This window comes from Allokutzneria oryzae, assembly GCF_042429765.1.
GTDB lineage: Bacteria > Actinomycetota > Actinomycetes > Mycobacteriales > Pseudonocardiaceae > Allokutzneria > Allokutzneria oryzae.
This window is the reverse complement of the sequence record NZ_JBHLZU010000014.1, coordinates 318,094-343,878: the sequence shown is the minus strand read 5'-3', so window position 1 is coordinate 343,878 and position 25,785 is coordinate 318,094. Positions and strand designations below refer to the sequence as shown.

Genomic DNA, 25,785 nt, shown 5'->3' with positions numbered 1-25,785 from the left:
CACCCCCTAGCGCCCTCCCCCCTTGGCGCCCTCAGTGACCACGCCAGCCAGGCCACGCGCGCCCTCACCCGCGCGCACCCTCACCCGCGCGCACCCTCATTTCGCGTTTTGTAGGCTTAATGCGAAATGAGAGCGCTCTTTTGCGCATCAAGGTGACAAAACGCGAAAACCCCGACCTCGCCAGTTAGCCCACGCGTGCACGGGGGTATGGGGGGGGGTGCGGGGGGTATGGGGGCGCGGGGGCGTGGGGGTGCGGGGGCGAGGGGTATTGGGGTGCGGGGGGGTATTGGGGTGCGGGGGGTATGGGGGCGGCGCTACTTCGGGGTGGCGGGACGGCTTGCGGGGGTTAGTCCGGCCAGGACGGGGAACGGCCGGACAGCGCCAGCATCTTGTCCACAGTGGACGCATTGGCGGGCACCGCGACCTCCTCGCCGTACACGCCCATCTCGCGGCCCTGCTCGGCGCTGCGGGCTACCTCGCCGTACAGGTACTCGACCAGGTCGGCGTCCCACTCCGGCCGCTGACCCATCGCGCGTGCCAGGTCCCAGCCGTGCAGCACGAACTCGCCGATGACCATGCCGCCGACCAGCGGCGCGGGCAGCTCGAACGCGCCACCCATGGTTGTCATGCCCTCCCACGCGGCCGGGGAGTTCCACGCCGCCAGTGTGCGCTGGACCTGGGCTTCGAGCGCGGGAGCCCAGTCGTCGACGCCCTCCGCGGGCGGCACCGCCTCCTTGCGGCCCGCGCCCTCCAGCGGCGGTCCCCATTGGAGCAGGTGGTCGATCAGGGCGCGCACGTCGTACTCCGCGCACGGGGTCGGCGCGGTGAGCTGGTCCGGCTTGATGGCGCGGACGATCTCCAGGAACAGCGCGGCGGCGCGGGGCATCAGGTCGTTCATGGTGTCCTAGGAAAGCGTCCTGGTGGGCCGGTGTCTTGAACAAACGCGACGTAGGCTTCGCGGTGTGGCCAGGGACAGCCGGGGGCTCGGTGGTGCGTGGACGAAGTTCCAGCGGCACGCCTTTCCCAGCCCGTCGGCGGATCTCGCGCCCTACGTGGACCGGTACTGGGTGGTGTCGTGGGAGTACGACGAGCCGTACCAGCAGCTGGTCGTGCCGTACCCGAACGTGCACCTGACGTTCCAGAACGGCGGCGCGACCGTGCACGGCGTCTCCAGCGGGCACCAGGTCAAGGTGCTGGAGGGACGCGCCGGGGTCTTCGGGGTGGCTTTCCGGCCGGGGTGTTTCCGGCCGTTCCTCGGGGCGTCGGTCTCCACGATCACCGACCGCTCGATCAACGCGAGCGAGGTCTTCCCCGGGACGCTGCCCGAAGAGCTCAGCGTGGAGCGCGTTGAGGAGTTCCTGCGCGCGCGGCTGCCCGCGCCCGACCCCAGGGCCGAGCTGGCCGCCGACGTCGTCGCGAAGATCATCGCCAATCCGGAGGTCACCAGGGTGGACGCGCTCGCCCGCGACCTCGGCACCAGTGCGCGGGGACTCCAGCGGCTGTTCGCCGAGCACGTCGGCATCGGTCCGAAGTGGGTCATCCGCCGGTACCGGCTGCACGAGGTGACCGAGCGGCTGGCGCGGGGCGCGCGGATCGACTTGGCCGCGCTGGCCGCCGACCTCGGCTACTCCGACCAGGCGCACTTCGTCCGGGACTTCCGGGCCATGTTCGGCGAGCCGCCCACGCACTACGCGGAGCGCTACTGACCGGTCTCCCGGCCCGCGCGCGGTGTGAGTTTCCATCCCTTTTCGTTACTTCAGATAGTTGTGAAACCGGCGTAGCTTGGCGGCATGGACCGCGAGAAGATCACCCTCACCGGTGCGCAGGAGACGATGCTGGCCACGCTCTACGGCCGCGCACTGGACAGCGGGGAGCCGAACTCCATCCTCGGTGACGTCGCCGCGGCCGAGGCGGTTCGGCGGATCGACTACGACTTCCGCAAGACCGGGATCAAGGGCACCTCCGCCGCCGGGGTCGCGCTGCGGGCGAAGACGTTGGACGACTGGACGAAGGAGTTCCTGGGCGTACACCCCGAGTGCACCGTGCTGCACCTCGCGTGCGGCCTGGACACCCGGGTGCAGCGGCTGGCCCCGCCCGCGTCGGTGCGCTGGTTCGACGTGGACTTCCCCGACGTGGTCGCGTTGCGGGAACGGCTGCTGCCCACGCCGCCCGGCGACTACCGGATGATCAGCTCATCGGTCACCGACGACGCGTGGCTGGAGCAGGTGCCCGCCGACCGCCCCGTGGTCGCGGTGTTCGAGGGCCTGACCATGTACCTGCGCGAGGAGGACGGCAAACGCCTCATCCGGCGGATCACCGGGCGGTTCTCCGGCGGCGAGCTGCTCTTCGACTGCTACGGCTCCTTGGGCGTCAAGATGCAGAAGCTGGTGCCCGCCGTGCGCAACGCCAACGCCACGCTGCACTGGGGCATCGACGACCCGCGCGAGATCGAGGGCCTGCACCAGGGACTGCGGTGTGTGGACGCGCTGCGCAGCGTGGACATGCCCGGCCTGGAGAAGCTGCCGACGGCGGGCAGGGTCGGGATGAAGGTCCTCGCCTGGATCCCCGGCATGCGGGACATCGGCAAGATCATGCGGTTCCGGTTCTGATGATGCCGCCCGCGCCTCGCTCGGGTTGACTTGGAGCGCACTCCAAGAGTGAGGATTCGGGTATGGGTGATTCGCACCGCGCGTTGACGGTCAGCGAGGCCGCCGCGGCGGCCGGGGTCAGCACGCACACGCTGCGCTACTACGAACGCGCCGGGCTGCTCGACCACGTCGAGCGCGGCCCGTCCGGCCGCCGCCGCTACGGGCCGCAGGACCTCGGCGCGATCGAGTTCATCCTGCGGCTGCGCAACACCGGCATGCCGATCGGCGAGATCAGGAAGTACGCCGACCTGGTGCGCGCGGGCGCGGGCAACGAGCGGGCCCGCCTCGGCCTGCTGGAGGACCACCGCGACAAGATCGTGGCCTCGCTCGCCGAGCAGCGCGCCCACCTCGCCGCGATCGAGAAGAAGATCCAGATCTACGCCGAGCTGCTCGGGGTCAAGCCCACGTCGACCGTGCGCACTCCGTGACCGGCGCTAGCCCTGGCTGAGCACGGCGATGGCCTTGTCGATCCGGCGCTGCCTGGTCGCTGCGGCCTTGGCGCCCTCGATCGCGAGCACGTGCTGCCGCTTGTTGCTGTAGGACAACGCGGTGAAGGCCCGCTCCGCGTCGGGCGCGGCCTTCACCGCACCGGCGGGCGCCTGCCGGTGCCGAGCGCGGTCACGACCTCCTCCGGCACCTCGAAACCCGTCGCGGTCTTGCCGCCCGCCTCCACCGTCGTGCGGAAGCTCATGCCGCCGAGTGTGCCCCAGCGCCGCGCGAAACGGGACGGCCCGGTGATCGCGGCCTTCACCGCGAACGGCGGTTGTAGTCGCCGATGGCCTCGCTGACGTCGTTGGGGGAGTTGAAGTCGTTCCTCGACAGGGCGCGCAGCGTCGAGAGCACCTTCCCGTCTGCGCCCTGCTGCTCGGCGTGCCGGACGATGTCGTCCTTCTTCGCCGGGTAGCCGATCCCGCTGAGGAACTTCTGTACCTGGATGGGGTTCACAGTCATACCGGGGAGATACCCGCGAACGGGCGGGAAACTCCGGGCTCAGTCGCGGACGTGCTCCAGGTACCGCTTGGCCGAGCGCTGCACGACGTCCTGCCCGTCCGCCGGTACCACCGAGTCCCACCACGCGCCGTGGATCGTCTCGAACCGGTAGTCCGACAGCATCTCCGCCGCGCGGCGCACGACGCTCGGGCGCTCCGGGATCAGGTTCGGGTACGAGTACATGAACCCCACGAAGTTCCGGTCCGGGATCACCTGCACGATGTCACCGGAGAGCAGGGCGCCCGCTCCGTCCGCTCCGTCGCGCCAGTGCAGCACGGTGCCGCCAGCGAAGTGCACACCGAGGTTGATCAGCGTCAGGTCCTCGGCGAGCCGGTTGGTCGTTCCGCTCCACAGCCGCACGGAGGGGTCTGGCCTGCCGATCCACTGCTGGTCGTTCTCGTGCAGGTGGATCGGGACGTCGAAGGTATGCGCCCAGTCCACCATCGTCGTGTAGTAGTGCGGGTGACTGATGGCGATCCCGGTGATGCCACCGAGCTCGCGGATCCGCGCGACCAGCGCGTCGTCGAGGTAGGCCGCGCAGTCCCACAGGAAGTTCCCGGACTTCGCCCGCACCAGCAGCGCGCGCTGACCGATGGCGAAACGCGGTTCGCAGCCGACGCCGACCAACCCGGGGCCCTGCTCGCGCACGACGCCGCGGTGCTCGCCCGCGCGCAGCGTCGCGAGGTCGGTCCACGCCTGTCCGGTCGGCGGGACGTACTGGCGCTCGTCCTCGCAGATCGGGCAATCCGGGCGCGGTGCGGCGTACTGCGTGCCGCAGGTGAGACAGATCGGCAGTGTGTCGGCGGTCATCGAGGCCCTTCCTGGACGCTGCGTGCGGACTGTGCTGTGCCGAAACATACGCCGCGCCAAGGGGGTTGCGGACGTGTTCTGACCTGTGTGTTGCACGTGCGCACATCGTCCGCGCAGCGGTGGTGGGGGAAAGTCGGTTCCCACGAGCCAGCCTGCCTGCCGGCGCGGGCACGTCGGCAGGCAGGCTCCCCACTCCCACTAGGCTGTCCGCCACACGGCGAGTGGGGGCGGCATGGACGTGTTTCTCGGCGTGCTCGGCCCGATGCGGGCGGAGCACGCCGGAGCGGAGATCGACCTCGGTCACGCACGACAGCGCTGCGTGCTCGCGGTGCTTGTCGCGGAAGCGAATCACGTCGTCTCGCTGGACACGCTCGCCGAGCGCGTGTGGGGCGAGCGGCAGCCGCAGCGCGCGCATCCCGTTCTGCGCAGCTACCTCTCCCGCCTGCGATCCGTGCTGCCTGGCGTGTTCGAACGCCGCACCGAGGGATACGTGCTCTCCGTCGAGGACGACGCGATCGACCTGCTGCGGTTCCGCACGTTGGTGGATGCCGCGCGGTCGCGGCCCGACGAGGAGGCGGCGGAGCTCTACGAGCAGGCCCTGCGGTTGTGGCGCGGTGAGCCCTTCGACGGGCTGGACGTGCCGTGGTTGGCCACCCTCCGCGGCCGGTTGGCCGCCGAGCGGATGGCCGCGGAGTTGGACCAGCACGACGTGCTGCTGCGCACCGGCCGTCACGGCGAGCTGATCCCGCGGCTGGCCGAGCGGACCGCGGAGCACCCGCTGGACGAGCGGCTGGCGGCGCAGTACATGGTGGCGCTCTACCGGAACGGCCGTCCCGCCGACGCGTTGGAGCACTACGGCGCGATCAGGGCACGGCTGGCCGAGGAGCTGGGTTCCGATCCGACAGCGCCACTGCGGCGGCTGCACCAGCAGATCCTCAGCTCCGACACCGCGCTCGACCTGGACAGTCCGCAAAGGACAGACGTGGCCGCCGTCGTGCCGCGCCAGCTGCCCGCCGCGCCGAGGCTGTTCGCCGGGCGGGTCACGGAGCTCGACCTGCTGGACGGATGCGTGGACGCGACCGGCACCGTGGTGGTGTCGGCGGTCAGCGGATCCGGTGGTGTTGGCAAGACCTGGCTCGCGCTGCACTGGGCGCACCGGAACCTGGACCGGTTCCCGGACGGCCAGCTGTACGTGAACCTGAGGGGCTTCGACCCGTCGGGGGTGCCGGTCGCCCCGGACGTGGTGGCACGGGGGTTCCTCGACGCGCTCGGGGTCGAACCGGGTTCGGTGCCGGTGGAGCCCGACGCGCGCTTCGGCCTGTACCGAAGCCTGATCGCCGGTCGGCGGATGCTGGTGGTGCTGGACAACGCTGCCGACACCGCGCAGGTCGAGCCGCTGTTGCCGGGCACCCCGACGTGCACCGTGCTGGTGACCAGCCGCCGCACCCTGGCCGGACTCACGACGGCGCACGGCGCGCGGACGGTGGACCTCGGCCTGCTCTCCGACGACGAGGCGTGGCAGCTGCTGTCCGGCCACCTCGGTGCGGAGCGCGTCACCGCCGAGCGGGCCGCGGTGGCCGAGCTCCTGTCCGTCTGCGGTGGGCTTCCCCTCGCACTGGGCATCGTCGCCGCGAGAGCCGCCACGCATCCGGACTTCCCGTTGGCCGTGCTCGCCGCCGAGCTGCGCGACCACTCCGAACGACTCGACGGGCTGGACACCGGAGACGGGATCTTCGGGCTGCGCTCGGTGTTCTCGTGGTCGGTGCGCGCGCTGAGCGCGGACGCGGAGGAGCTGTTCGGGTTGCTCGGGCTCGCGCCGGGACCGGACATCAACCAGTACGCCGTCGCCGCGCTCACCGGGCATTCCTTCGGCAGAGCGGGTGTTCTGCTGCGCGAGCTGGAAAGCGCACACCTCGTCTCGCAACCGGCACCGGGCCGCTACCGGATGCACGACCTGGTCCGGCTCTACGCGGCCGAACGCGCACAAGGGACGGCCGAGGAGCCGCTGCTGAGGTTGGCCGACTTCTACGTCCACACCGCCAACATCGCCGAGACCTTGTTGTACCCGCAGAAGCGGGAGACCGACTTCGGCGAGCCGATCGAGGGTGTGCGCACGCAGCCGCTCACCGACGACTCCCAAGCACTGGCGTGGTTCGACGCCGAGTACGCGTGCCTGTACGAGGTGCAGCGCTTCGTCGCGGCCCGGGACTGGCACCTGTACGCCTGGCGGATGGCGCGGGCGACGGAGACCTACCAGTTCCGCAAGGGACTTCGGCACGCCAGGGTCGAGTTCTGGGAGGCCGCCGCCAAGGCGTGCGAGCACCTCGACGGCACCAAGCGCCGCCTCCAAGCGGAACGGGGGCTGGCCGACGCCTACGCCAGGATCGGCGAACACACCAAGGCCATGGACCAGCTGCGCCGCGCGCTCTCCGTCGCGGAGGAGCTCGGCGAGGTCCCCTCGCAGGGGCACATCAACTACAGCCTGGCAGCGGCCTGGGAGCGGCACGGCGATGACCAGCGGGCACTGGAACACGCCCTGCGCGCGCTGGAGGTCTACGGGACGCTCGACCGTCCAGTGTGGACAGCACAGGGGAACAGCGCGTGCGGCTGGTTCCACGCGCGGCTCGGCAACAACGAGCAGGCCCGGCCGTACCTCGAACGCGCGCTGGCGATCTACCGCGAGATCGACCACCGCGACGGCCAGGCCGGGACGCTCGACAGCCTCGGCCTCGTCGCCTACGACCTCGGCGACATGGCCGAGGCGATCGACTGTTTCGCGCACTCGGTGAAGCTGTTCCGCGAGATCGGCAACACCTACTACGAGCCGGAGATCCTTGAGCGCCTTGGCAAAGCGCAGCTCGCTGCCGGGCACGACGACGACGCGCGCGAGGCGTGGCAGCTCGCGCGGGACTCCTTCCGCGCGCAGGGCAGGCCCGACGACGCCGACCGGGTCCGCGAGCTCCTCGCGGGGTCAGGACTCGCGTAGCCGCTTGGGCTGACGTCCCTCCGGCTGGTGTGGCGCCGGGTGGTACGGAGCGGCCGGGATCGGCAGGGTCACGTCGGTCCCCGGCTCCACGACGATCGGCTCGCCGTGGTGCGCGGTGTGCAGCGGCCCGCCGGAGATGATCCGGTAGGTGGCGCTGGTGCGGTCGACGAAGACCTGGAAGCTGGTGTCCCGCAGGCGCATCCGGAAGGAGAAGCTGGTCAGCGCCGGGGGAGTCCTCGGTGCGAATGTCAGCTTCCCGTCGTGGTCGCGCATCCCGCCGAACCCGGCGACCACCGCGGACCACGCCCCGGCGAGCGAGGCCATGTGCAACCCGTTGCGGGCGTTGTCGTGCAGGTCGTTGAGGTCGGTGAACGCGGCTTCGGCGAGGTAGTCGTAGGCGAGGTCGAGATGCCCGAGCTCGGCTGCCAGCACGGCCTGGGTGCTCGCGGACAACGACGAGTCCCGCACGGTCCGCGCCTCGTAGTAGTCGAAGTTGCGGGCCTTCGCCGCCTCGCTGAACACGTCGCCGCGCAGGTGCATCGCCAGCACCAGGTCGGCCTGCTTGGTCACCTGCTTGCGGTACAGGTCGAAGTACGGGTAGTTCAGCAGCAGCGGGTACCGGTCCTGCGGTGTGTTCGCGAAGTCCCACTCGGCGTGCGAGGTGAAGCCCTCGCACTGCTGGTGCACGTTGAGCTTGGCGTCGAACGGGATCGCCATCCGGTCGGCCGCCTCCGTCCACGCCGCGAGCTCGTCCCCGGAGACCGCGAGGTGCTGCGCGAGGTCGGGGTGGCGCTCGCACGCCGCGGCCGCCTCACGCAGGTTCTTCTGCGCGATCAGGTTGGTGTAGAGGTTGTTGTCCACCACGGCGGTGTACTCGTCGGGTCCGGTGACGCCGTCGATGCGGAACCCGTCGTGCGGGTCGTTGTGGCCGAGCGCCATCCACAACCGTGCCGTCTCGACCAGGATCTCCGTGCCGCAGTCGCGTTCGAAGGTGGTGTCGCCGGTGGCCGCGACGTACTGAGCGGTGGCGTAGGCGACGCCGCCGGAGACGTGGAAGGCGGCCGTGCCCGCCGGCCAGTACGCCGAGCACTCGGCCCCGTTGATCGAACGCCACGGGAAGGCCGCGCCGCGCTGGCCGAGCTGCGTCGCCCGTTCCCGCGCCTTGTCGATGGTGGAGTGCCGCCAGCGCAGCGCGTCGCGCGCGGCCTCGGGGACGGTGTAGGTCAGCAGCGGCAGCACGAAGATCTCGGTGTCCCAGAAGGCGTGGCCGTCGTAGCCCGGCCCGGTGAGGCCCTTGCCCGGGATGGCCCTGGTCTCTCCGCGCGCCCCGGCCTGGAGAACGTGGAACAGCGCGAAGCGGATCGCCTGCTGGAGCGCCTCGTCGCCGTCCACCTCGACGTCGGCGGCCGCCCAGAAGTGGTCGAGGTACTGCCGCTGCTCGGCGAGCAGGCCCCGCCAGCCGGTCTGCAGCGCCCCCTCCAGCGCGGCCTCCACCTGGGCGCGCAGCGCGGGCACCGAGCGGTTGGCCGACCAGCCGTAGCCGAGGTACTTCGTCAGCCGCAGCCTGCCGCCCGCGGGCACGTCGACCGCCACGGTGAACCTGGCGAGGTCGGTCTCGGCGTGGATGGCGGTGCGCAGGTTGTCCTGGGCGTCGATGTCGTGGTCCATCGCGGCGGCCATGCGCAGCCCGGAGTGCCTGGTGTGGTGGGCGAGCACCGCCCGCCTGCCTTCGGCGACCGCGAAGTCGCCGACCAGGGGGTGGTCCAGCGCGGCGGCCACGCGCGGGTCACCGGAGCGGTGCTCGATCGGCTCGTTGGCGAGCAGGTCCGACTGCACGACGAGCTGGATGTCGTCGACGGGCTCGATCTCGTAGTGGATCGCGGCCACGGCGCGCTGGGTGAACGACACCAGCCGCTCGGTGCGCACGCTGACCCGCCGCCCGGTCGGCGACTCCCACTCGGTGTGCCTGCGCAGCGTGCCGGAGCGGAAGTCCAGGACCCGCTCGTGGGAGAGGGCGCGGCCGTAGCGCATGTCCAGCGGCTCGTCCTCGACCAGCAGCCGGATGATCTTGCCGTCGGTCACGTTGACCACGGTCTGCCCGGCCTCGGGGTAGCCGTAGCCGGCTTCGCCGTAGGGCAGCGGGTGCTCCTCGTAGAAGCCGTTGAGGTAGGTGCCGGGCAGCCCGCGCGGCTCGCCCTCCTCCAGGGTGCCGCGCAACCCGATGTGCCCGTTGGACAGTGCGAAGGTCGACTCGGTGCGGTCCAGCTCGGCGAGGTCGAGTCCGCGCCACGCCAGCTGCCACGGCTCGGTCTGGTAACCCTTGCTCACAGCAGCTCCCCCAGGTCGGTCACGACGGCGTCCGCTCCGTGCTCGCGCAGCGCCTGGGCATGTCCGTTCCCGGCTCGGTCGACGCCGACCACGTGGCCGAAGGCGCCCGCGCGGCCCGCCTCGACCCCGGAGAGCGCGTCCTCGAAGACCGCGGTCGCCGCCGGTTCGACACCCAGCCGCTTGGCGGCGGCGAGGAAGGAGTCCGGCGCCGGTTTGCCGCGCAGCCCCTCCTCGTCGATGACCACACCGTCCACCCGCACCAGGAACAGCGGCGCGAGGCCGGTCGCGTCGAGCACGCGCTTGCCGTTGGCCGAGGACGTCACCACGCCCAGCGCCAGTCCCGCGTCGTGCGCCGCGCGCACGAACCGGACCGAACCGGGGTAGGGGTCGACGCCCCGTTCCTCGATGAGCTTCTCCAGCAGGTCGTTCTTGCGGTTGCCGACCGCGTGCACCGTGGACAGGTCGTGCGGGTCCTCCGGCGAGCCCTCCGGCAGCGTGATCCCGCGCGAGGCGAGGAACTGCCGGACCCCGTCGCGGCGCGGGCGGCCGTCGACGTGGTCGAGGTAGTCCTGCTCGGTGAACGGCCGGAACGACGCGCCGCGGCGGGCACGGAGGAACTCGTCGAAGACCTGCTTCCACGCCGTGCGGTGCAGCTCGGCGGTGCTGGTCAGGACGCCGTCCATGTCGAAGAGGCACGCGGTGATCGTCTCGGGCAAGGTGATCGAGTGGTTCGTGTGCCGCATCCCCGCCCCGTCTCGTCCCGTCATGCTCTGTCCGGGTTGGGAGTGCCCCGGCGCCGCCGAGCGTAACCGCGCCCGGTTCGCGGCACCGGCCGCCCGCACCCGGCGGACCCGGGCGGAAAACGGATAGGCCCACCGGGTCCGCCTCCGGAAAAGCGTGGGGAAAGCCCGGTTACCAGCCGGGTTCTGTGTGTTGTTTTCCGGTTGTGCACTCGGATCGTGAAATGCGGTCGAGAAGTGTGGAAAACCGGGTCCGCCCGAACGGGCGCGCCGTCCTCACGTCGGGTTATAGGATTCTCCGATGACCGCCGGTTATGCGACACAGGGTAAGGGGGCGGTATCGCTCAAATTTCCTGATCCCGGCCGACTCGTGGGATACGGCCGCTGGTACGTTCACGTTCCGTCACGGTAGCCGAATTATCTCCTGGGGGAACGGCGGCGCGGGAAGGTATTCGCGGGTGGAACTGGTGGAACGGGACGGGCAGCTGGCCGTTCTTCGGCTGCTGCTCGACGAGGGCGTGACGGGCGGCGGCGAGGTCGCCGTCCTCTGCGGACCGGTCACCTCGGGCAGGACCGAGGTGCTGCGGCGGCTGCGCGCGGACGCGGAGCGGGCCGGGGTCGTCGTGCTCGGCGCGGTCGGCTCGTGGGCCGAGCGGTCGCTGCCCATGGGCGTGCTCGGCCAGCTGGTCCGCTCGGCCGGGCTGACGGCGCGGTACCAGCGGCTGCTCGCCGGGCGGCGCGCGCCGCACACCGAACCCGCCCCGCTCGGCGGGGACTGCGACGACCGCAGGCCTCCGGTCGACCCCGGGCTGGCCGGGGACGTGTGCGAGCTGCTGCTCGACCACGTCGGTGACCGCAGGGCACTGGTGCTCGTCGACGACCTGCAGCACGCCGACGACGCGTCCCTGCAGACGTTGCTCCACCTCCAGCGCCGGATCGCCTCGACGCGGATGCTGGTGGTGCTGGGCGTGGTCACCCGCACCGGTGGCCCGCTGGCGAGCTTCCACGCGCAGCTGAACCGGCACCGCAGGTGCCACTGGGTCGAGATCGGCATGCTCACCGACACCGGCATCGCCGAGCTGGCCCGCCGCCGCACCGGCACGGAGCCGTCCCCCGGCCTGGTCGCGGACTACCGCCGGGCGAGCGGCGGGAATCCCTTGCTGCTCAACGCGCTCATCGAGGACACCGGCCCGGGGCGGGACGAGGTCGTCGCGGGCGAGGCCTACCGGGAGGCCGTCGCGGCCTGCCTCTACCGCGGCGGCTGCCGGGCGTTGTGGGTCGGCAGGGCGCTCGCCGTGCTCAACCCCGCCGACCCGGTGGCGCTGGTGCACCGGATCATCGACAGCACCGGCCCGGAGGACCTGGCGCAGGCGCTCGCCGGGATGGCGGCCAGCGGCCTGGTCGACGCCGACGGGCGGTTCCGGCATCCCGCAGCGCGGACCGCCGTGCGCGAGACGTTGAGCGCGACCGCCGCCGCGACCCTGCACGCGCGCGCCGCGACCGCGCTCTACCAGGACGGGGCGGAACCCCTTGCGGTGGCGGAACATCTGCTGCTCGCCGGGGAGGCCACCGAAGAGTGGACGGTCGACGTGCTGGTGCGCGCCGGGGCGGACGCGCTGCGGGAGGACCGGGTCGAGCTCGCGTCGAGCTGCCTGGAGCGCGCCTTCCACGCCGAGGTCGGCGGGCGGCTGCGCGCCGCGGTCCTGACGACGCTGCTGAAGGTCCGCTGGCGCACCAACCCCGCCGCGACCGAGAGCCTGCTGGGGCCGCTGCAGGAGTCCCTGCGCGCGGGCCACCTGCTCGACCACGAGGTCGGCGCGGTGCTCCGCTGCCTTGCCTGGCACGCGCGCTTCGCCGAGGCACTGGAGCTGGTGCGGCACCTGGAGTCCATTGTGGACGAACGGGGTGGCGAGCTGGCCTCGGTGGTCGGCGCGGCGCGGCTGTGGCTGCGGCACTCCCACCGCGGTCTCGCCGTCACCGCCCCACCCGACTACCCGGTCCCGGTCGGCGATGTCGGCCTGCACGCGGCCACCGCGCTGGCCGCCTCGCTCACCAGGGGCGGCGGCGAACGCGCGCGCTCCAGCGCCGAGTACGTGCTGCAGAGCAGCCTGTTCGACGAGCCGTCCATCGAGGCCGTGTTCTCCGCGCTGCTCGCCCTGGTCTACGCCGACGACCTCGACCAGGCGGCGGCGTGGTGCGCCAAGCTGACCGAGCAGGCGCTCGCGCGGCGGATGCCCGCGCTGCGCGGGATCGTGCTCGGTGTCGCGGCGGATGTCGCGGCGCGCAGGGGGAACCTGGCACTGGCCAGACGCACCGCGGTGGAGGCGCTTGAGGTGATCTCCGAGCGCAGCTGGGGCGTCGCCGTCGCCTACCCGCTCGGCACGCTGATCACGGCGACCACCGCGCTGGGCAGGTTCGCCGACGCCGAGCGGCTGCTGCGGAACCCGCTGCCGGAGCCGGTGTCGGCCACCGGGTTCTGGCTGCACTACCTCGACGCGCGCGGCCACTACGCCCTGGCGACCGGCCGCCCGCACGCCGCGCTGGAGGACTTCCGCCGGTGCGGCAAGCTCATGGGGGACTGGGGCGTTGACGTCTCCACCCTCATCCCGTGGCGGATCAACGCGGGCAAGGCCTACCTGGCGCTGGGGCGGACCGCCGAGGCGAAGGCCATGTTCGAGGTGCAGAGCAAGCCCGTGCGCGGCGAGCCGCCGACGATGCGCGGGGTGTCCCTGCGGCTGCTCGCCGACATCAGCGACACGCGCGGCCGGACCGCGCTGCTGAAGGAGTCGGTGCAGCTGCTGGAGGAGTCCGGCCACCACCTGGAGCTGACCAGGGCTCTGGCGGCGCAGAGCAACGAGCACTACGCGCAGGGCGACTCCAAGCGCTCGCGGGCCCTCGCGCGCAGGGCGATCCAGGTCGCCAGGCTCTGCGACGCCGAGGAGGCGGGCCGCAGCCTGCTCGTGGCCGAGACATCGTCCTATGTGGACATACGCCTGCCGTGCGCCGCCGAGCTCTCCGAGGCCGAGCGCAAGGTCGCGACCCTCGCGGCGAACGGGCTGACCAACCGGCAGATCGGGCGGGAGCTCTACCTGTCGGTGAGCACCGTGGAGCAGCACCTCACCCGGATCTACCGCAAGCTCGACGTGGGCAAGCGGTCGCAGCTGATCGAGCTGGTGCGGCAGCGGTCGCTGACCCCCGGTTGAGGCCGTTGTCAACCCCCTTGCCCCACATTGACGGGAATTCTTCCGGTCCCGCCCCAGAACTGGGGGCGGTTTCCGGCCGATAGGGGTCGGAGCACGGGGCCCGCCCTCCCTAGGTTGCACAGGTGTCGCGCGCCACCGGTGGAAGAGGGAGGCCGATGAAGACCCCGCCCGACGTCGATCCGATCGTTGTCGTCGGCATGGCATGCCGGTTCCCGGGGGCGCGGGGGCCTGCCCGGTTCGCCGAGCAGCTGCGCGCCGGTCGGACGGCCCGCCCCGTCCTCGTGGTGCCCGGCCACGACCTCGTGGTCGAGCTCGGGCGGGAGGCGTTCGCGGACGCGGGGATCCACCCCGACCGCTACCGCGGCAGCCGCACGGCGGTGTTCGTCCGTGGCCGGGCCGAGCAGGTGTCGCACCTGCTGGGCCTGTACGGCCCCAGTGAGTCCGTCGGCTCGGCCCTGCTCGCCGTGCACCTCGCCGCCGAGAGCATGCGGCGCGGGGAGTGCGTCGCCGCGCTCGCCGGCGGTGCCGAGCCGGACGCGGCCAGTGGCGGCCTGGTGCTGCTGAAGTTCCGCTCGGCCGCGCTGGCCGACGGGGATCCGGTCTACTGCGTGCTCGCGGGCAGCGCGACCTCGCCGCACGAGGCGTACGAGAGCGCGGGCATCGCGGGGGACGAGGTCGGCTACGTGGAGCTGCACGGGGGCGCGGCGCCCAGCGCCCCGGTCCCGGTCGGCTCGGCCGGGTCGGCGACCGCCGGGCTGATCAAGGTCGTGCTCGGGGTGAGCAACCGGGAGCTGGTGCCCAGCGCCGTCCCCGTTCCCGGCCCGAACCTCCGCGTCCAGGACGAGACCGGGGAGTGGGCGGGCTTCCCCGTGGCCGCGGTCAGCGCGGCCGACTGCCACCTGGTGCTGTGCGGCCACCCGGCCGTCGAGCCAGCCGCGCCGCCGACGCACCTTCTCGCCGACGTCACCCCGCACGCGCTGAGACCGCACCGGCACGCGGTGTTCGTCTTCTCCGACAACACTCCACAGTGGAGGGACCTGCTCGACGGCTCCCCGGTCTTCGCCGCCAGGATGGCCGAGTGCGCGGAGGCGTTGCGGCCCCACACGGACTGGGACCTCTTCGAGGTCCTCGCAGGCTCGGCGGAGGGGATCGACGTCGACCAGGCCGTGCTCTTCGCCGTGCAGGTCGCGCTGGCGGAGGTGTGGTCGGCGGCCGGGGTGCTGCCCGACGCGGTCGTCGGCGACGGCGGTGGCGAGGTCGCGGCGGCGGTGGTCGCGGGCGCGCTGTCCCTTGAGGACGGTGCGCGGGTCGCGGCGATCCGGTCCCAGGCACTGGCGATGCTGGCCGCCGACGAAGGCGCGGCGCTCCCGCCACCCCATCCGGACGAGGCCCGCGGCTGCCTGCTGGCGATGCTGGGCTCGCTCGCCCCGACCTCCGCATCGACGAGCTTCGTCTCCTCGGTGACCGGCCAGGTCCTCGACGGCGCCGAGCTGGACGCGGCGTACTGGCACCGAAACCTCGTGCGGGCCGAGCGGTTCGAGCTCGCGGTCAGCTCCCTGCTCGACGACGGCCACACCGTGTTCGTCGAGCTCGGAGACGCGAACCTGAGCGAGATCGTGGTGGGCTCGGCCGTCGTGCTGAGCGATCCGCCCGCCGATGTCGCGGCCGACACCGTCGCCGACGCGACAGTGCGGTCGCTGGTGCTGCGCGGGTTGGCCAGGCTCTCTCCGGCGGGGCGCAGGCGGGCACTGCTGCGGATGGTGCGCGAGGAGGCCGCGTCGGTGCTCGGCCACCGCGACGCCGACGACGTGCTGCCCATGATGCCCCTGGCTCGACTGGGTTTCGACTCGATGCTGGCACTGGAGCTGGCCGGTCGCGTCGCGGCGCACTGCGAGCTGAACCTGTCCGCCGAGTTGGTCCTGGAGTGCGCGACACCGCAGGCGCTCGCCGATCACCTCGTGGCCGTGTTGGACTTCGCGGACGGCGCGGAGGAAAGGGACGCCGTGTCCGACGACTCCGGACAGGACGCCGCCGATGACCGGATCGCGATCGTGGCGCTGGCGCACCGCAGCCGCATCGCGGACGAGCGCGGGTTCGACGCCGTGCTGTTCGGCTTCGACGCCGTGGGTGTGGACGACGCGCAGCGCGCGCTGCTGGAGCTCACGTGGGAAGCCTTCGAGCTCGCCGGAATCGACCCGACATCCCTGCGGGAGAGCAGGTCCGGCGTCTTCGGCGGCGGTTCCCGGCAGATCGCGCGGGCCTTCGGGCTGGGCGGTCCGGTGATCGACGTGGACGGCCCGCTGGTCGCCGTGCACATGGCGGCCAAGGCGCTGCGCGACGACGAGTGCGACCTCGCGGTCGCGGGCGGAGCGGGTGAAGCCGACAGTGCGACGACGCTGGTGCTGGAGCGCTTCTCCGACGCCCGCCGCAACGGCCGGCGGGTGCTCGCGGTGATCGAGGGCAGCGCCGTCGGCTCGACTCCGCACCGCGCCGTTGCCCAAGCGCTGCGTGCCGCGGGCCTTCGACCGTCCGATGTGGACGATCTCGGCGAGTTGCCGCGCTTGGCGTCGGGTTTCCACGGCTGGGCCGGGATCTCAACGTCCGGTGGCGCCGAGACCAGCGCGCACCTGATCCTGGAGGCGGTCGGCGCCCCGGAGCGCGTAGGGGCCGTCCGCGACCTGCCGGACACGCCGCTGCTGGTGTCGGCGGCCGACTCGGGAGGACTGCGCGACCAGGTCCGGCGGCTCCTCGCGCACCTGGAGGCCAACCCCGGACTGAGCCTCACCGACGTGGCGTACTCCCTGGCCACCACCCGCGCCGCGCTGCCGTTGCGGGTCTCGGTCGTCGGAGACCGCCATGAGGCCCTCGTCGGGCTGACCGCCATCGCCGCGGGCGAGCTCGACGTGCGGGGCACGGGCTCCCCGGAACCCTGCTTCTACTTCACCGGCGAGGCCCCACCCGCGTTCGGCCGGGAGCTGCACGCGGGGTTCCCGGTGTTCGCCGAGGCGTTCGACGAGGTGTGCGCCGAGATCGACTCGTTGCTGGACCACCCGTTGCGGGACGTGGTGTTCGCGGAGGAGCCACCGGACGGGCTGGACCGGACCGCCTACGCGCAGGCCGGGACCTTCGCCGCCGAGGTCGCGCTGTACCGGCTCGCCGAGCACTGGGGCCTCACGCCGACGCGGCTCGGCGGCCGGGGCGTCGGCGAGGTCAGCGCCGCGCACTGCGCCGGGGTGCTCTCGCTGGCCGACGCCTGCGCGCTCGTGGCGGCGCGTGCCCGGCTGCTGCGGGCGTTTCCGCTTGGTGGAGCGATGATCTGTGTCTCCGGTACCGAACACCACGTCCGCGACCAGTTGCCGGAAGACGTCACCGTCGTCGGCGTCCGCGGTCCGCGGTCCGTGATCGTCTCCGGGGCTGAGGACGCCGTCCTGCGGGTCCAGGAGTGGTTCGCCGGTAGGGGAGTGCCCGCGAAGCGGCTGCACGTGGACCGGGCCGAGCACGGCGGGCTGCTCGCGCCGATGCTCCTGCGGTTCGGCCAGGTGCTCGACCTGCTGGAGCTCGCCGAGCCGGTGGTCCCGCTCGTCATGGGACAGGGGATCAGCACGCCCGACTACTGGCTGCGGCACGCGCGGGAGGCGGTGCGCGCGGTGGGGGCGGCGCCGCGCCTGAGCCTCGGCTCCCTCGCCGTGCTCACCACCATGCCGGAGCGCGGGGTCGGGATCTCGCCGGGCACCGCGCTGGTGGCCCTGCTGCACCCCGACGAGACCGAGACCCGTTCGGTGGTGACCGCCCTCGCCCAGCTGCACGACCGGGGCGTCGAGCTGGACTGGGCGGAGTTCTTCTCGGGGACCGGGGCCCGCCCGGTCGAGCTGCCGACCTACCCGTTCCAGCGCGCGGCGACCCCGGTCCGGCCGACGGGGGAGTTCTGGCGGTCCGGGCCCGATCCGGAGTTCGGCGCGGTGCTGCCCGCGCTGAGCTCGTGGTGGGACAACCACAACCGCCAATCGGAGTGCCCGGTGACGGGGACCTGGCTCCTGGTCACGGCCGCGGGCGCCGACAGCCCGTTGGGCGGGGCCCTCCGCGACGCGCTCGCCCAGCGCGGCGTCACCGTGCGGTCGGTGGAAGCGGGGCAGTGGAACCGCGAGCAGTTCGCCGAGCACCTCCGCGCCGCGCTCGACGGGGCGGCCCCGGACGGAGTGCTCGCCCTGGGCGGGGTCGAGACCGACATGCTGGTGCTGGCGATGAGCGACGCGCGGATCGACGCGCGACTGTGGCGGCTGGCGCCAGCGCTGCGTGGCCGTCCGGTCGCTGCGCGTCGCGGCCCACGGGCGGCGGTGTGCAACCGCGGCGGTCTTTGATCTCGAAAGCGTTGCGGGACAACGTTTTCCGCTGGCGTTGTCAGACCTGCTCCGTAGCATGCGGCGCATGCGAAGACTGGCGGCGGCGCAGCTGACCAACTCCATCGGCGACGGCGCCTTCTACGTGACCTCGGCGCTGTACTTCACCCGGGTCGTCGGGCTGTCGCCGACCCAGGTCGGCCTCGGCCTGACCATCGGCTGGGCGGTCGGCTTCCTCGTCGGGGTGCCACTCGGTCACCTCGCCGACCGGCGCGGGCCCAGGAGCACGGCGATCCTGCTCGCGCTGGCAACGGCGGCGGCGATCAGCCTGTTCCTGTTCGTGCGGTCGTTCGCGCCGTTCCTGGCCGCCGTGTGCCTGTACACCAGCTGCCAGTGCGGGCTGACCGCCGCGCGTCAGGCGCTGCTGGCCGGGCTGGTCCCGCCCGCCGAGCGCACCAGGACCCGCGCGGTCATCCAGGCCGCCGTCAACGGCGGGATCGCGGTCGGCGCGGCGCTGGGCGGCCTGGCGCTGTACTTCGACAACGCCGCCGCCTACATGACGATCTTCGCGATGGACGCGGTGACGTTCCTCGTGTGCGCGGTGATCCTGCGGCCGCTGCCCGAGGTCCCGCCCGCGCCGGGCACCGGGCCGAAGCTGGAGGTGCTGCGCGACCGGCCGTACGCGCTGCTGTCGCTGCTCAACATGATCATGTTGCTGCACATCCCGTTGATCACCCTGGCGACGCCGCTGTGGATCGTCCAGTACACCGACGCGCCGAGCTGGATGGTCTCGGTGATCCTGCTGGTCAACACGGCGTCGGTGATGCTGTTCCAGGTGCGCGTCGCCCGGCGGGTGACCGACCTGCGCTCCGCCGCCCGGTCGATGCGCGGGGCCGGGGTGCTGCTGCTCATCGCCTGCGCCGCCTTCTCGTTGTCCGCGCTGGACACCTCGGCCTGGGTGGCGGCGCTGATCCTGCTCGGCGCGGCCGGGGTGCAGACCTACGGCGAGATGGTGCACTCGGCGGGAGCGTGGGAGATCAGCTTCGCGCTGGCCCCGCCGGACAAGCACGGCCAGTACCAGGGCCTGTTCAGCAACGGGCTCGCGGTCGCGCGGGTGATCGCCCCACTGCTGCTGACCACGCTGATCCTGAGCTGGGGCGTGCCCGGCTGGCTGGTGCTCGGCGGGGTCTTCCTGGTCACCAGCCTCGCGGTCGGACCGGCCGTGCGCTGGGCGGAGCGCTCCAGGGCGGCGGGGACCGGGCAAGCCGATCAGGTCACGCTGACCTGACGGGCCTTCCGGGTGTCGGTGGCGTGGCCGCGCGGGAATCCGTACTTGGTGAGCCGCGTGTCCGCGCTCTCCGGCGCGTAGGACAGCGAGTAGTAGACGCCGACGATCAGGCCCAGCACCAGGGCGAGCAGCACGACCTCCGGCGGACCGGCCAGGGCGACGCCGAACACCAGGTACATCAGCCCGAGGGCGGGGGAGACCATCACCAGCGACCGGAGCACGTGCCGCAGGAACCAGGTCCGGCAGGTCAGGTCGTGCACCACCCAGTCGCGGTAGCGCGCGGGCAGCTTCCCGCCGAAGGCGTACCAGAGCCACAACACCGGGTTCGGGCGCCGCATGGGTCCTCCTCGGATGGAACTGGCACGTTGCCATGTTTGCCACACCAATGGTTAGTGTACCAACTATTGGTAGGGTCTCCGGTGTGACTCAGCAGGCGGACCCGCTCGAACTGGAGCGGCAGGTGTGCTTCGCGCTGTCGGTGGCGGCGCGTTCGGTGGTGGCGATCTACCGGCCGCTGCTGGAGCCGATGGGGCTGACCCACCCGCAGTACCTGGTGATGCTGGCGCTGTGGCAGTACGCGCCGCTGTCGGTGAAGGACCTCAGCCGCCTGTTGCAGCTCGACCCCGGAACGCTGTCACCGCTGCTGAAGCGGCTGGAGGCGAACGGCCTCGTGCGCCGCGAGCGGGACAGCCGCGACGAGCGCAGCCTCGCGGTCACCCTGACCGCCGCCGGGCGCGACCTCCGCGCCGAGGCCGAGAAGATCCCGCCCGCCGTGGTCGCACGGCTCGGCATCCCCCTCGACGAGCTGGAAAGCCTGCACCAGGCCCTGACGAGAGTGATCGCCGCGGCGGCCGACTAGGTCGTGTCCTGCAAGCGGCAACACCACCTCACCACTCCCCCCGGCGCCTTCACCCGCGTGCCCCCGTTTCGCGTTTTGTCACCTTGATGCGAAATGGGAGCGCTCTTTTGCGCAATAAGGTGACAAAACGCGAAAACCCCGGCCTCGCCAGCCGGCCCACGCGCACACGGGGGCACGGGGGCGGGGCTTAGGGGTTGAGGTAGCGCGTGGTGGAGCCGCGGTACTTGCGGTAGGTGGGACGCATCAGCAGCTTGTCCTGCATCACGTGGATGGCCTGCGCGACCTCGGGCTTGGTCGACGGGTGCAGCTCGGGCAGCTCGAAGAACTTCGCGCCGGCCCGGGCCACCAGCAGCCAGCAGTCCGCCTCGTCCTCGGTGAGCCCGGCGTCCAGGCACCGTTTGCGGTCCTTGAGCTCCTCGGGGGTCCACTGGTTCGGCGGGGCGGCGCTCGCGCCGGCGGTCGCGGGCAGCGCGGCGGCGGTTCCGGCCACAGCGGCGGAGCGGATCATGGTTCTGCGGTTCACAACGGCCTCCAAGTGCGCAGGGATGGAGCGCGCGGAGTGTGCCAATCGCGTCAGAGACTGTCCAGGTCCACGTTTCCGGCAGGGAAGCATTCGGGAACAGAACCAGTTATGAGCCGCTCCTGGGACCTCGTCCCGTTTGTCCTCGGTTCCCTGCGCAAGCCGCTGAGCACGGGCGCGTTCGTGCCGAGCACCCGCCGCTGCGGCCAGGCCCTGCTCGGCGGCGAGGCACTGGACGGCCTCGGTGCGGTCGTCGAGCTCGGCGCGGGGACCGGCGCGATCACCAGGCAGCTCGACGCCGCCCTCACCCCGACCGCCAGGCTGCTGGCGGTGGAGGTCAACGACGGCTTCGCCGCCCGTCTGAGACGCACCAGCTCACCCAGGGTCGAAGTGGTGGCGGGGTCGGCGGTCGACCTCTCCCGCATCCTCGACGACCTCGATGTCGAGCGGGTCGACGCCGTGGTCAGCGCGCTTCCGTGGACGGTGATGCCACCGCCGGACCAGCGTGCGGTGCTCGCGGCGGTGGCGAAGGCGCTGCACCCGCAAGGGTGGTTCGCGACCCTGCTCTCCGTGCACCGAGCGCGCACCGAAGCGGGCCGCGAGTTCCTCGCACTGCTCACGGACACCTTCGGCGATGTTCGGCCGCGCGGAACGGTCTGGGCCAACATGCCCCCGGTGACCGCCTACCACTGCCACCCCCGCTAGAACCCCGGCCATTCGCGGGCTTATGGACCTCCGGAGTGCCCTGAAAGCGTCCATAAGCCCGCGAATGGCGAGAAAGGGCTAGGTGATGGCTTCGGCGAACTGGGCGGCGTAGAGGCGGGCGTAGTGACCGCCCGCTTCCAGGAGCGAGGAGTGGGTGCCCTGCTCGACGATCCTGCCCGACTCCATCACCAGGATCAGGTCCGCGTCGCGGATCGTGGACAGGCGATGCGCGATCACGAAGCTGGTGCGGCCTTCGCGCAGCGCGTTCATCGCGCGCTGGATCAGGACCTCGGTCCTGGTGTCCACCGAGCTGGTCGCCTCGTCCAGGATCAGGATCGCCGGTTCGGCGAGGAAGGCACGGGCGACGGTGATCAGCTGGCGCTCACCCGCGCTGATGTTGCCGCCCTCCTCGTCGACGACCGTGTCGTAGCCGTCTGGCAGCGTCCGCACCAGGCGGTCCACGTGCGTCGCCTCCGCCGCCGCCACGATCTGCTCCCGCGTGGCGCCCGGCGAGCCGTAGGCGATGTTCTCCGCGATCGTCCCGCCGAAGAGCCAGGCGTCCTGGAGCACCATTCCCGTCTTGGCGCGGACGTCCTCGCGGGTCATCTCCGCGATGTCCACGCCGTCCAGGGTGATCCGCCCGCCGTCGAGCTCGTAGAAGCGCATCAGCAGGTTCACCAGCGTGGTCTTGCCCGCACCCGTGGGGCCGACGATCGCCACCGTCCGTCCGGGTTGGACGGACAACGACAGGTCCTCGATGAGCGGGGTGTCCTCCTGGTAGCGGAAGGACACGTGCTCGAACTCCACGTGGCCGCGCACCTCGTTCTGGCGCACGGGGGAGGCGGGCTCCGGCGACTGCTCTTCCGCGTCCAGCAGCGCGAAGACCCGCTCGGCGGAGACCACACCGGACTGCAGCAGGTTGGCCATCGCGGCGACCTGGGTCAGGGGCTGGCTGAACTGCCTTGAGTACTGGATGAACGCCTGCACGTCGCCGAGGGACAGTGCGCCCGAGGACACCCGCAGTGCGCCGACCACCGCGATCAGCACGTAGTTCACGTTGCCCAGGAACATGATCGCGGGCTGGATCAGGCCGGAGATGAACTGGGAGCGGTAGCTGGCGTCGAAGAGGTTCTCGTTGTGCTCGCGGAAGGTCTGTTCCGCCTGCTCGCGCCTGCCGAAGACCTTGACCAGCGAGTGGCCGGTGAACATCTCCTCGATGTGCCCGTTGAGCTTGCCGGTGGTGGCCCACTGCTTGACGAACTGCGGCTGGGCGCGCTTGCCGACCTTCGCCGCCACCAGCACCGACAGCGGCACCGTCACCAGCGCGACCAGCGCGAGCAGCGGCGAGACCACGACCATCATCACCAGCACGCCGACGATGGTCAGCAGCGAGGTCATCATCTGGCTCAGCGTCTGCTGCATCGACTGCGCCAGGTTGTCGATGTCGTTGGTGACCTTGCTCAGCACCTCGCCGCGCGGCTGGCGGTCGAAGTAGCTCAGCGGCAGCCTGGCGAACTTCGCCTCGACGCGCTCGCGCAGGTCGAACACGGCGTGCTGGACCACGCGCGCGGTCAGCCTGCCCTGCACGAAGGCGAACAGCGACGCCACGACGAACAGGCCCAGCACGAACAGCAGGACCTCGCCGACGTGGGTGAAGTCGATGCCCTGGCCGGGCCGGATGTCCATCGCGGCGAAGGTGTCCGCGAGCGTGTCCCTGCCCTCGGCGCGCAGCCCGGCGATCACCTGGTCCTTCGTCAGGCCCGCGGGGAACTGCTTGCTGACGACGCCGGAGAAGATCAGGTCGGTCGCGCGGCCCAGCACCATCGGGCCGACGACCGTCAGCGCGACGCTGACGGCACCGACGGCCAGGATGCCCACGAGCGCGATCCGCTGCGGGGCCAGCAGCCCGAACAGCCTGCGCACGGAGCCGCGGAAGTCGGTGGCCTTGGCGGGCGGGCCGCCCATCATGCGGGCCATCGCGTTGCCGCCGGGACCCGCCGGCGGTGCGGACCTGGTGGTCGTCGGGGTACTCACGCCGCCTCCTGTTCGCTGAGCTGGGAGAGCACGATCTCGCGGTAGACCTCGCAGGAGACCATCAGCTCCTGGTGGCTTCCGGTGCCGACCACGCGGCCGTCGTCGAGCACCACGATGCGGTCCGCGTGCCTGATGGTGCTGATCCGCTGGGCGACGATGACCACTGTGGACTGTGCGGTCTCACCGGCGAGCGCGGTCCGCAGCGCCGCGTCGGTCGCGTAGTCCAGCGCGGAGAAGGAGTCGTCGAAGAGGTAGATCGGCGGGCGGTTCACCAGCATCCTGGCGATGGCCAGGCGCTGCCGCTGACCACCGGAGACGTTGGTGCCGCCCTGGGCGACCGGCGCGTCGAGGCCCTCCGGCAGCCGTTCCACGAAGTCGCGGGCCTGCGCGATCTCCAGCGCGTGCCACAGCTCCTCGTCGGTCGCGTCCGGCTTGCCGTAGCGCAGGTTCGAGGCGATGGTGCCGGAGAACAGGTAGGCCCGTTGCGGCACAAGGCCGACGGCAGCCGGCAACGAGTCCGCGTCGAGCTGGCGGACGTCGACGCCGTCGATGAGCACTCTGCCCTCGGTGGCGTCGACGAGGCGGGGCACCAGGTTGAGCAGCGTGGTCTTGCCGCTGCCGGTGCTGCCGATGATCGCGGTGGTCTCGCCGGGCCGGGCGACCAGGTCGATCCCGTGCAGCACGGGCCGTTCCGCTCCGGGGTACCGGAACCCGACGCCGCGCAGTTCGAGCTCACCGCGCGGGGCGGTCAGCGTCACCGGGTTCTCCGCGAGCACCACGCTGGAGGAGGTCTGGAGCACCTCCTGGATGCGCTCGGCGCAGACCTCGGCGCGCGGCACCATCATGAACATGAACGTCGCCATCATCACCGACATCAGGATCTGCATCAGGTAGGACAGGAACGCGGTCAGCGCGCCGACCTGCATGGACCCGCTGTCGATGCGCCCGGCGCCGAACCACAGCACGGCGACGCTGGAGGCGTTGAAGACGAACATCACCACCGGTGACATCAACGCGGTCAGCCTGCCCACCCGCAGCGACACCGCGAGCAGGTCGGTGTTGGCCGCGGTGAAGCGCTCGCGCTCGTGGGTGTCGCGGACGAACGCGCGGATCACCCGGATACCGCTGATCTGCTCGCGCAGCACGCGGTTGATGGCGTCGATGCGGGTCTGCATGGAGCGGAAGGCCGGGCGCATCCTGGAGACCACCACGCCGACCGCGATGCCCAGCAGCGGCACCGCGACCAGCAGCAGCGAGGACAGCGGCACGTCCTGGTTGAGCGCCATCAGGATGCCGCCGACCGCCATGATCGGCGCCGATGCCACCAGGTTGAACGTCATCAGCGCCAGCATCTGCACCTGCTGGACGTCGTTGGTGGTCCTGGTGATCAGCGATGGCGTGCCGAAGTGGCCGACCTCGCGGGCGGAGAAGTCCTGCACCCGGTGGAAGACCGCCGAGCGCACGTCCCTGCCGAGCGCCATGGCGGTGCGCGCGCCGAAGTAGACCGCGCCGATCGAACAGGCGATCTGCACCAGCGTGACGGCGAGCATGACCGCGCCGACCTCGATGATGTAGCCGGTGTCGCCCTTGACCACGCCGTTGTCGATGATGTCGGCGTTGAGGGTCGGCAGGTAGAGGGCCGCCAGGGTCTGCGCGAGCTGGAACAGGGACACGAGCAGCAGCGGCCGGGAGTACGGCCGGAGATGGGTGCGGAGCAGTCTGGTCAGCACGGCGGCTTCTTTCGGCGTGGTGGTAGCGGTTCGGGCAGGCCGGCGGCGACGGCCCGTAACGCCTCGGTCAGCAGCGGGACGAGCCGTTGTTCGGTGCCGGAGTTCAGCCAGTGGTCCATGGCCACCCGGGTCGCGCTGGACACCGCACCCGCAACAAGGCTCGGATACATGTCAATTCGGATATCCACGCCGATCCGCTCGGCGATGCCCTCGGCGAGCACGCGCTCGATGGCGGCGCGGGCCTTGAGGTGCTCGCCCTGCAACGAGGAGTGCCGCATCTGCAGCCGCACCCTGGCGACCTGCTCGCGGTCGGGCTCGCCGCCGTACTGCTCCAGCACGGAGCTGATCACCGCGTCCCACAGCGGCTCGTCGGCGGGCCGCGCAAGCAGCGCGGAGCGGATCCGTTCCTGGCGGTCCACGCCGATGGCGCAGATCGCCTCCTCCTTGCTGGAGAAGTAGTTGTTGAACGTCCTGGGGGAGACCCCGGCCTCGGCGGCGATCTGCTCGACGCGCACGTTCTCCGGGCCGTTCTCCATGGCGAGCTTGAGCGCCGCCCAGCTCAGCGCCTCGCGCGCCGCCAGCTTCTTGCGTTCTCGCAGTCCCACGC

Annotated in this window: 21 protein-coding genes; 9 read left to right on the top strand and 12 right to left on the bottom strand. The window is 71.7% G+C overall.

What is annotated here, in order from left to right; translation table 11 throughout:
• Positions 1-346: 346 nt before the first annotated feature.
• Positions 347-898 (bottom strand): TIGR03086 family metal-binding protein, encoded by a 552-nt coding sequence (locus ACFFQA_RS17545; RefSeq protein WP_377853048.1) that lies wholly within the window; start codon positions 896-898, stop codon positions 347-349.
• A 64-nt stretch (positions 899-962) separates the two neighbouring features.
• Here ACFFQA_RS17545 and ACFFQA_RS17540 point away from each other — a divergent pair, with 64 nt between their 5' ends.
• The 3 genes from ACFFQA_RS17540 (at position 963) to ACFFQA_RS17530 (ending at position 3,076) form a co-directional block, all read left to right on the top strand.
• Positions 963-1,706 carry an AraC family transcriptional regulator gene (locus ACFFQA_RS17540; protein ID WP_377853046.1) on the top strand — a complete coding sequence of 248 codons (744 nt, stop codon included), beginning with the start codon at positions 963-965 and terminating at the stop codon, positions 1,704-1,706.
• A gap of 84 nt (positions 1,707-1,790) precedes the next feature.
• Positions 1,791-2,609 (top strand): class I SAM-dependent methyltransferase, encoded by an 819-nt coding sequence (locus ACFFQA_RS17535; protein WP_377853044.1) that lies wholly within the window; start codon positions 1,791-1,793, stop codon positions 2,607-2,609.
• A 62-nt stretch (positions 2,610-2,671) separates the two neighbouring features.
• The gene (locus tag ACFFQA_RS17530; protein WP_377853043.1) at positions 2,672-3,076 is read left to right on the top strand and encodes a MerR family transcriptional regulator; all 405 of its coding nucleotides are present in this window, start codon (positions 2,672-2,674) and stop codon (positions 3,074-3,076) included.
• A gap of 6 nt (positions 3,077-3,082) precedes the next feature.
• Here the strand turns inward: ACFFQA_RS17530 and ACFFQA_RS17525 are convergent, their stop codons facing one another.
• The 4 genes from ACFFQA_RS17525 to ACFFQA_RS17515 are packed head-to-tail and all read right to left on the bottom strand — an operon-like array spanning position 3,083 to position 4,448.
• Complete coding sequence (locus tag ACFFQA_RS17525; protein ID WP_377853041.1) at positions 3,083-3,232, bottom strand: YdeI/OmpD-associated family protein; 150 nt, start codon at positions 3,230-3,232, stop codon at positions 3,083-3,085.
• Entirely contained in the window at positions 3,229-3,339 is a 111-nt protein-coding gene (locus tag ACFFQA_RS38095) for a DUF1905 domain-containing protein (RefSeq protein WP_512699661.1), read from the bottom strand. The genes ACFFQA_RS17525 and ACFFQA_RS38095 overlap by 4 nt, the downstream gene beginning before the upstream one ends.
• 56 nt (positions 3,340-3,395) lie before the next feature.
• Positions 3,396-3,599, bottom strand: coding sequence for a DUF2795 domain-containing protein (locus ACFFQA_RS17520; protein ID WP_377853039.1), 204 nt, complete (start codon positions 3,597-3,599; stop codon positions 3,396-3,398).
• Between the two features lie 39 nt (positions 3,600-3,638).
• Positions 3,639-4,448, bottom strand: a complete 810-nt coding sequence (locus ACFFQA_RS17515; RefSeq protein WP_377853038.1) for an MBL fold metallo-hydrolase — start codon at positions 4,446-4,448, stop codon at positions 3,639-3,641.
• Positions 4,449-4,680: 232 nt separating this feature from the next.
• Between ACFFQA_RS17515 and ACFFQA_RS17510 the strand changes: the two genes are divergently transcribed.
• Positions 4,681-7,434: an AfsR/SARP family transcriptional regulator gene (locus ACFFQA_RS17510; protein WP_377853037.1), complete on the top strand. Its 2,754-nt coding sequence runs from the start codon at positions 4,681-4,683 to the stop codon at positions 7,432-7,434.
• Here ACFFQA_RS17510 and ACFFQA_RS17505 read toward each other — a convergent pair.
• Together ACFFQA_RS17505 and ACFFQA_RS17500 are read right to left on the bottom strand one after the other, a co-directional pair.
• Positions 7,420-9,762 (bottom strand): glycoside hydrolase family 65 protein, encoded by a 2,343-nt coding sequence (locus tag ACFFQA_RS17505; protein ID WP_377853035.1) that lies wholly within the window; start codon positions 9,760-9,762, stop codon positions 7,420-7,422. The genes ACFFQA_RS17510 and ACFFQA_RS17505 overlap by 15 nt on opposite strands.
• Positions 9,759-10,529, bottom strand: coding sequence for an HAD family hydrolase (locus ACFFQA_RS17500; protein ID WP_377853033.1), 771 nt, complete (start codon positions 10,527-10,529; stop codon positions 9,759-9,761). Before ACFFQA_RS17500 ends, ACFFQA_RS17505 begins: the two co-directional genes overlap by 4 nt.
• Positions 10,530-10,960: 431 nt before the next feature.
• Here ACFFQA_RS17500 and ACFFQA_RS17495 point away from each other — a divergent pair, with 431 nt between their 5' ends.
• From ACFFQA_RS17495 to ACFFQA_RS17485, 3 genes are all read left to right on the top strand, one after another.
• A complete protein-coding gene (locus ACFFQA_RS17495; RefSeq protein ID WP_377853031.1) occupies positions 10,961-13,705 on the top strand; it encodes a helix-turn-helix transcriptional regulator in 2,745 nt (914 codons plus the stop codon).
• 155 nt (positions 13,706-13,860) lie between these two features.
• Positions 13,861-18,063, top strand: coding sequence for an acyltransferase domain-containing protein (locus ACFFQA_RS17490; RefSeq protein ID WP_377853029.1), 4,203 nt, complete (start codon positions 13,861-13,863; stop codon positions 18,061-18,063).
• 67 nt (positions 18,064-18,130) lie between these two features.
• Positions 18,131-19,330 carry an MFS transporter gene (locus tag ACFFQA_RS17485; RefSeq protein WP_377853028.1) on the top strand — a complete coding sequence of 400 codons (1,200 nt, stop codon included), beginning with the start codon at positions 18,131-18,133 and terminating at the stop codon, positions 19,328-19,330.
• Here the strand turns inward: ACFFQA_RS17485 and ACFFQA_RS17480 are convergent.
• On the bottom strand, positions 19,312-19,668 hold the full coding sequence (locus ACFFQA_RS17480) for a DUF5313 family protein (protein WP_377853027.1): 357 nt from the start codon (positions 19,666-19,668) through the stop codon (positions 19,312-19,314). The two genes, ACFFQA_RS17485 and ACFFQA_RS17480, sit on opposite strands and share 19 nt — an antisense overlap.
• Positions 19,669-19,751: 83 nt before the next feature.
• Between ACFFQA_RS17480 and ACFFQA_RS17475 the strand changes: the two genes are divergently transcribed.
• Positions 19,752-20,189: a MarR family winged helix-turn-helix transcriptional regulator gene (locus tag ACFFQA_RS17475; protein ID WP_377853026.1), complete on the top strand. Its 438-nt coding sequence runs from the start codon at positions 19,752-19,754 to the stop codon at positions 20,187-20,189.
• A 187-nt stretch (positions 20,190-20,376) separates the two neighbouring features.
• Here the strand turns inward: ACFFQA_RS17475 and ACFFQA_RS17470 are convergent, their stop codons facing one another.
• A complete protein-coding gene (locus ACFFQA_RS17470) occupies positions 20,377-20,712 on the bottom strand; it encodes a hypothetical protein (protein WP_377853025.1) in 336 nt (111 codons plus the stop codon).
• 108 nt (positions 20,713-20,820) lie between these two features.
• On the opposite strand from ACFFQA_RS17470, the gene ACFFQA_RS17465 reads away from it, so the two are divergent.
• Positions 20,821-21,414 carry a class I SAM-dependent methyltransferase gene (locus tag ACFFQA_RS17465; protein ID WP_377853024.1) on the top strand — a complete coding sequence of 198 codons (594 nt, stop codon included), beginning with the start codon at positions 20,821-20,823 and terminating at the stop codon, positions 21,412-21,414.
• 78 nt (positions 21,415-21,492) lie between these two features.
• Here the strand turns inward: ACFFQA_RS17465 and ACFFQA_RS17460 are convergent, their stop codons facing one another.
• The 3 genes from ACFFQA_RS17460 to ACFFQA_RS17450 are packed head-to-tail and all read right to left on the bottom strand — an operon-like array spanning position 21,493 to position 25,783.
• Positions 21,493-23,391, bottom strand: a complete 1,899-nt coding sequence (locus ACFFQA_RS17460; RefSeq protein ID WP_377853058.1) for an ABC transporter ATP-binding protein — start codon at positions 23,389-23,391, stop codon at positions 21,493-21,495.
• Positions 23,392-23,444: 53 nt separating this feature from the next.
• Positions 23,445-25,178, bottom strand: coding sequence for an ABC transporter ATP-binding protein (locus ACFFQA_RS17455; RefSeq protein WP_377853023.1), 1,734 nt, complete (start codon positions 25,176-25,178; stop codon positions 23,445-23,447).
• Positions 25,172-25,783, bottom strand: coding sequence for an acyl-CoA-like ligand-binding transcription factor (locus tag ACFFQA_RS17450; RefSeq protein ID WP_377853022.1), 612 nt, complete (start codon positions 25,781-25,783; stop codon positions 25,172-25,174). Before ACFFQA_RS17450 ends, ACFFQA_RS17455 begins: the two co-directional genes overlap by 7 nt.
• Positions 25,784-25,785: the final 2 nt, after the last annotated feature.

What these genes read in the sequence shown, in the direction of transcription:
- ACFFQA_RS17490 (WP_377853029.1), top strand. Translation starts at nt 13,861, where the DNA reads ATGAAGACCCCGCCCGACGTCGATCCGATCGTTGTCGTCGGCATGGCA.
- ACFFQA_RS17535 (WP_377853044.1), top strand. Translation starts at nt 1,791, where the DNA reads ATGGACCGCGAGAAGATCACCCTCACCGGTGCGCAGGAGACGATGCTG.
- ACFFQA_RS17520 (WP_377853039.1), bottom strand. Translation starts at nt 3,599, where the DNA reads ATGACTGTGAACCCCATCCAGGTACAGAAGTTCCTCAGCGGGATCGGC.
- ACFFQA_RS17460 (WP_377853058.1), bottom strand. Translation starts at nt 23,391, where the DNA reads ATGGCCCGCATGATGGGCGGCCCGCCCGCCAAGGCCACCGACTTCCGC.
- ACFFQA_RS17515 (WP_377853038.1), bottom strand. Translation starts at nt 4,448, where the DNA reads ATGACCGCCGACACACTGCCGATCTGTCTCACCTGCGGCACGCAGTAC.
- ACFFQA_RS17485 (WP_377853028.1), top strand. Translation starts at nt 18,131, where the DNA reads ATGCGAAGACTGGCGGCGGCGCAGCTGACCAACTCCATCGGCGACGGC.
- ACFFQA_RS17530 (WP_377853043.1), top strand. Translation starts at nt 2,672, where the DNA reads ATGGGTGATTCGCACCGCGCGTTGACGGTCAGCGAGGCCGCCGCGGCG.
- ACFFQA_RS38095 (WP_512699661.1), bottom strand. Translation starts at nt 3,339, where the DNA reads ATGAGCTTCCGCACGACGGTGGAGGCGGGCGGCAAGACCGCGACGGGT.
- ACFFQA_RS17510 (WP_377853037.1), top strand. Translation starts at nt 4,681, where the DNA reads ATGGACGTGTTTCTCGGCGTGCTCGGCCCGATGCGGGCGGAGCACGCC.
- ACFFQA_RS17545 (WP_377853048.1), bottom strand. Translation starts at nt 898, where the DNA reads ATGAACGACCTGATGCCCCGCGCCGCCGCGCTGTTCCTGGAGATCGTC.
- ACFFQA_RS17465 (WP_377853024.1), top strand. Translation starts at nt 20,821, where the DNA reads ATGAGCCGCTCCTGGGACCTCGTCCCGTTTGTCCTCGGTTCCCTGCGC.
- ACFFQA_RS17480 (WP_377853027.1), bottom strand. Translation starts at nt 19,668, where the DNA reads ATGCGGCGCCCGAACCCGGTGTTGTGGCTCTGGTACGCCTTCGGCGGG.
- ACFFQA_RS17500 (WP_377853033.1), bottom strand. Translation starts at nt 10,529, where the DNA reads ATGACGGGACGAGACGGGGCGGGGATGCGGCACACGAACCACTCGATC.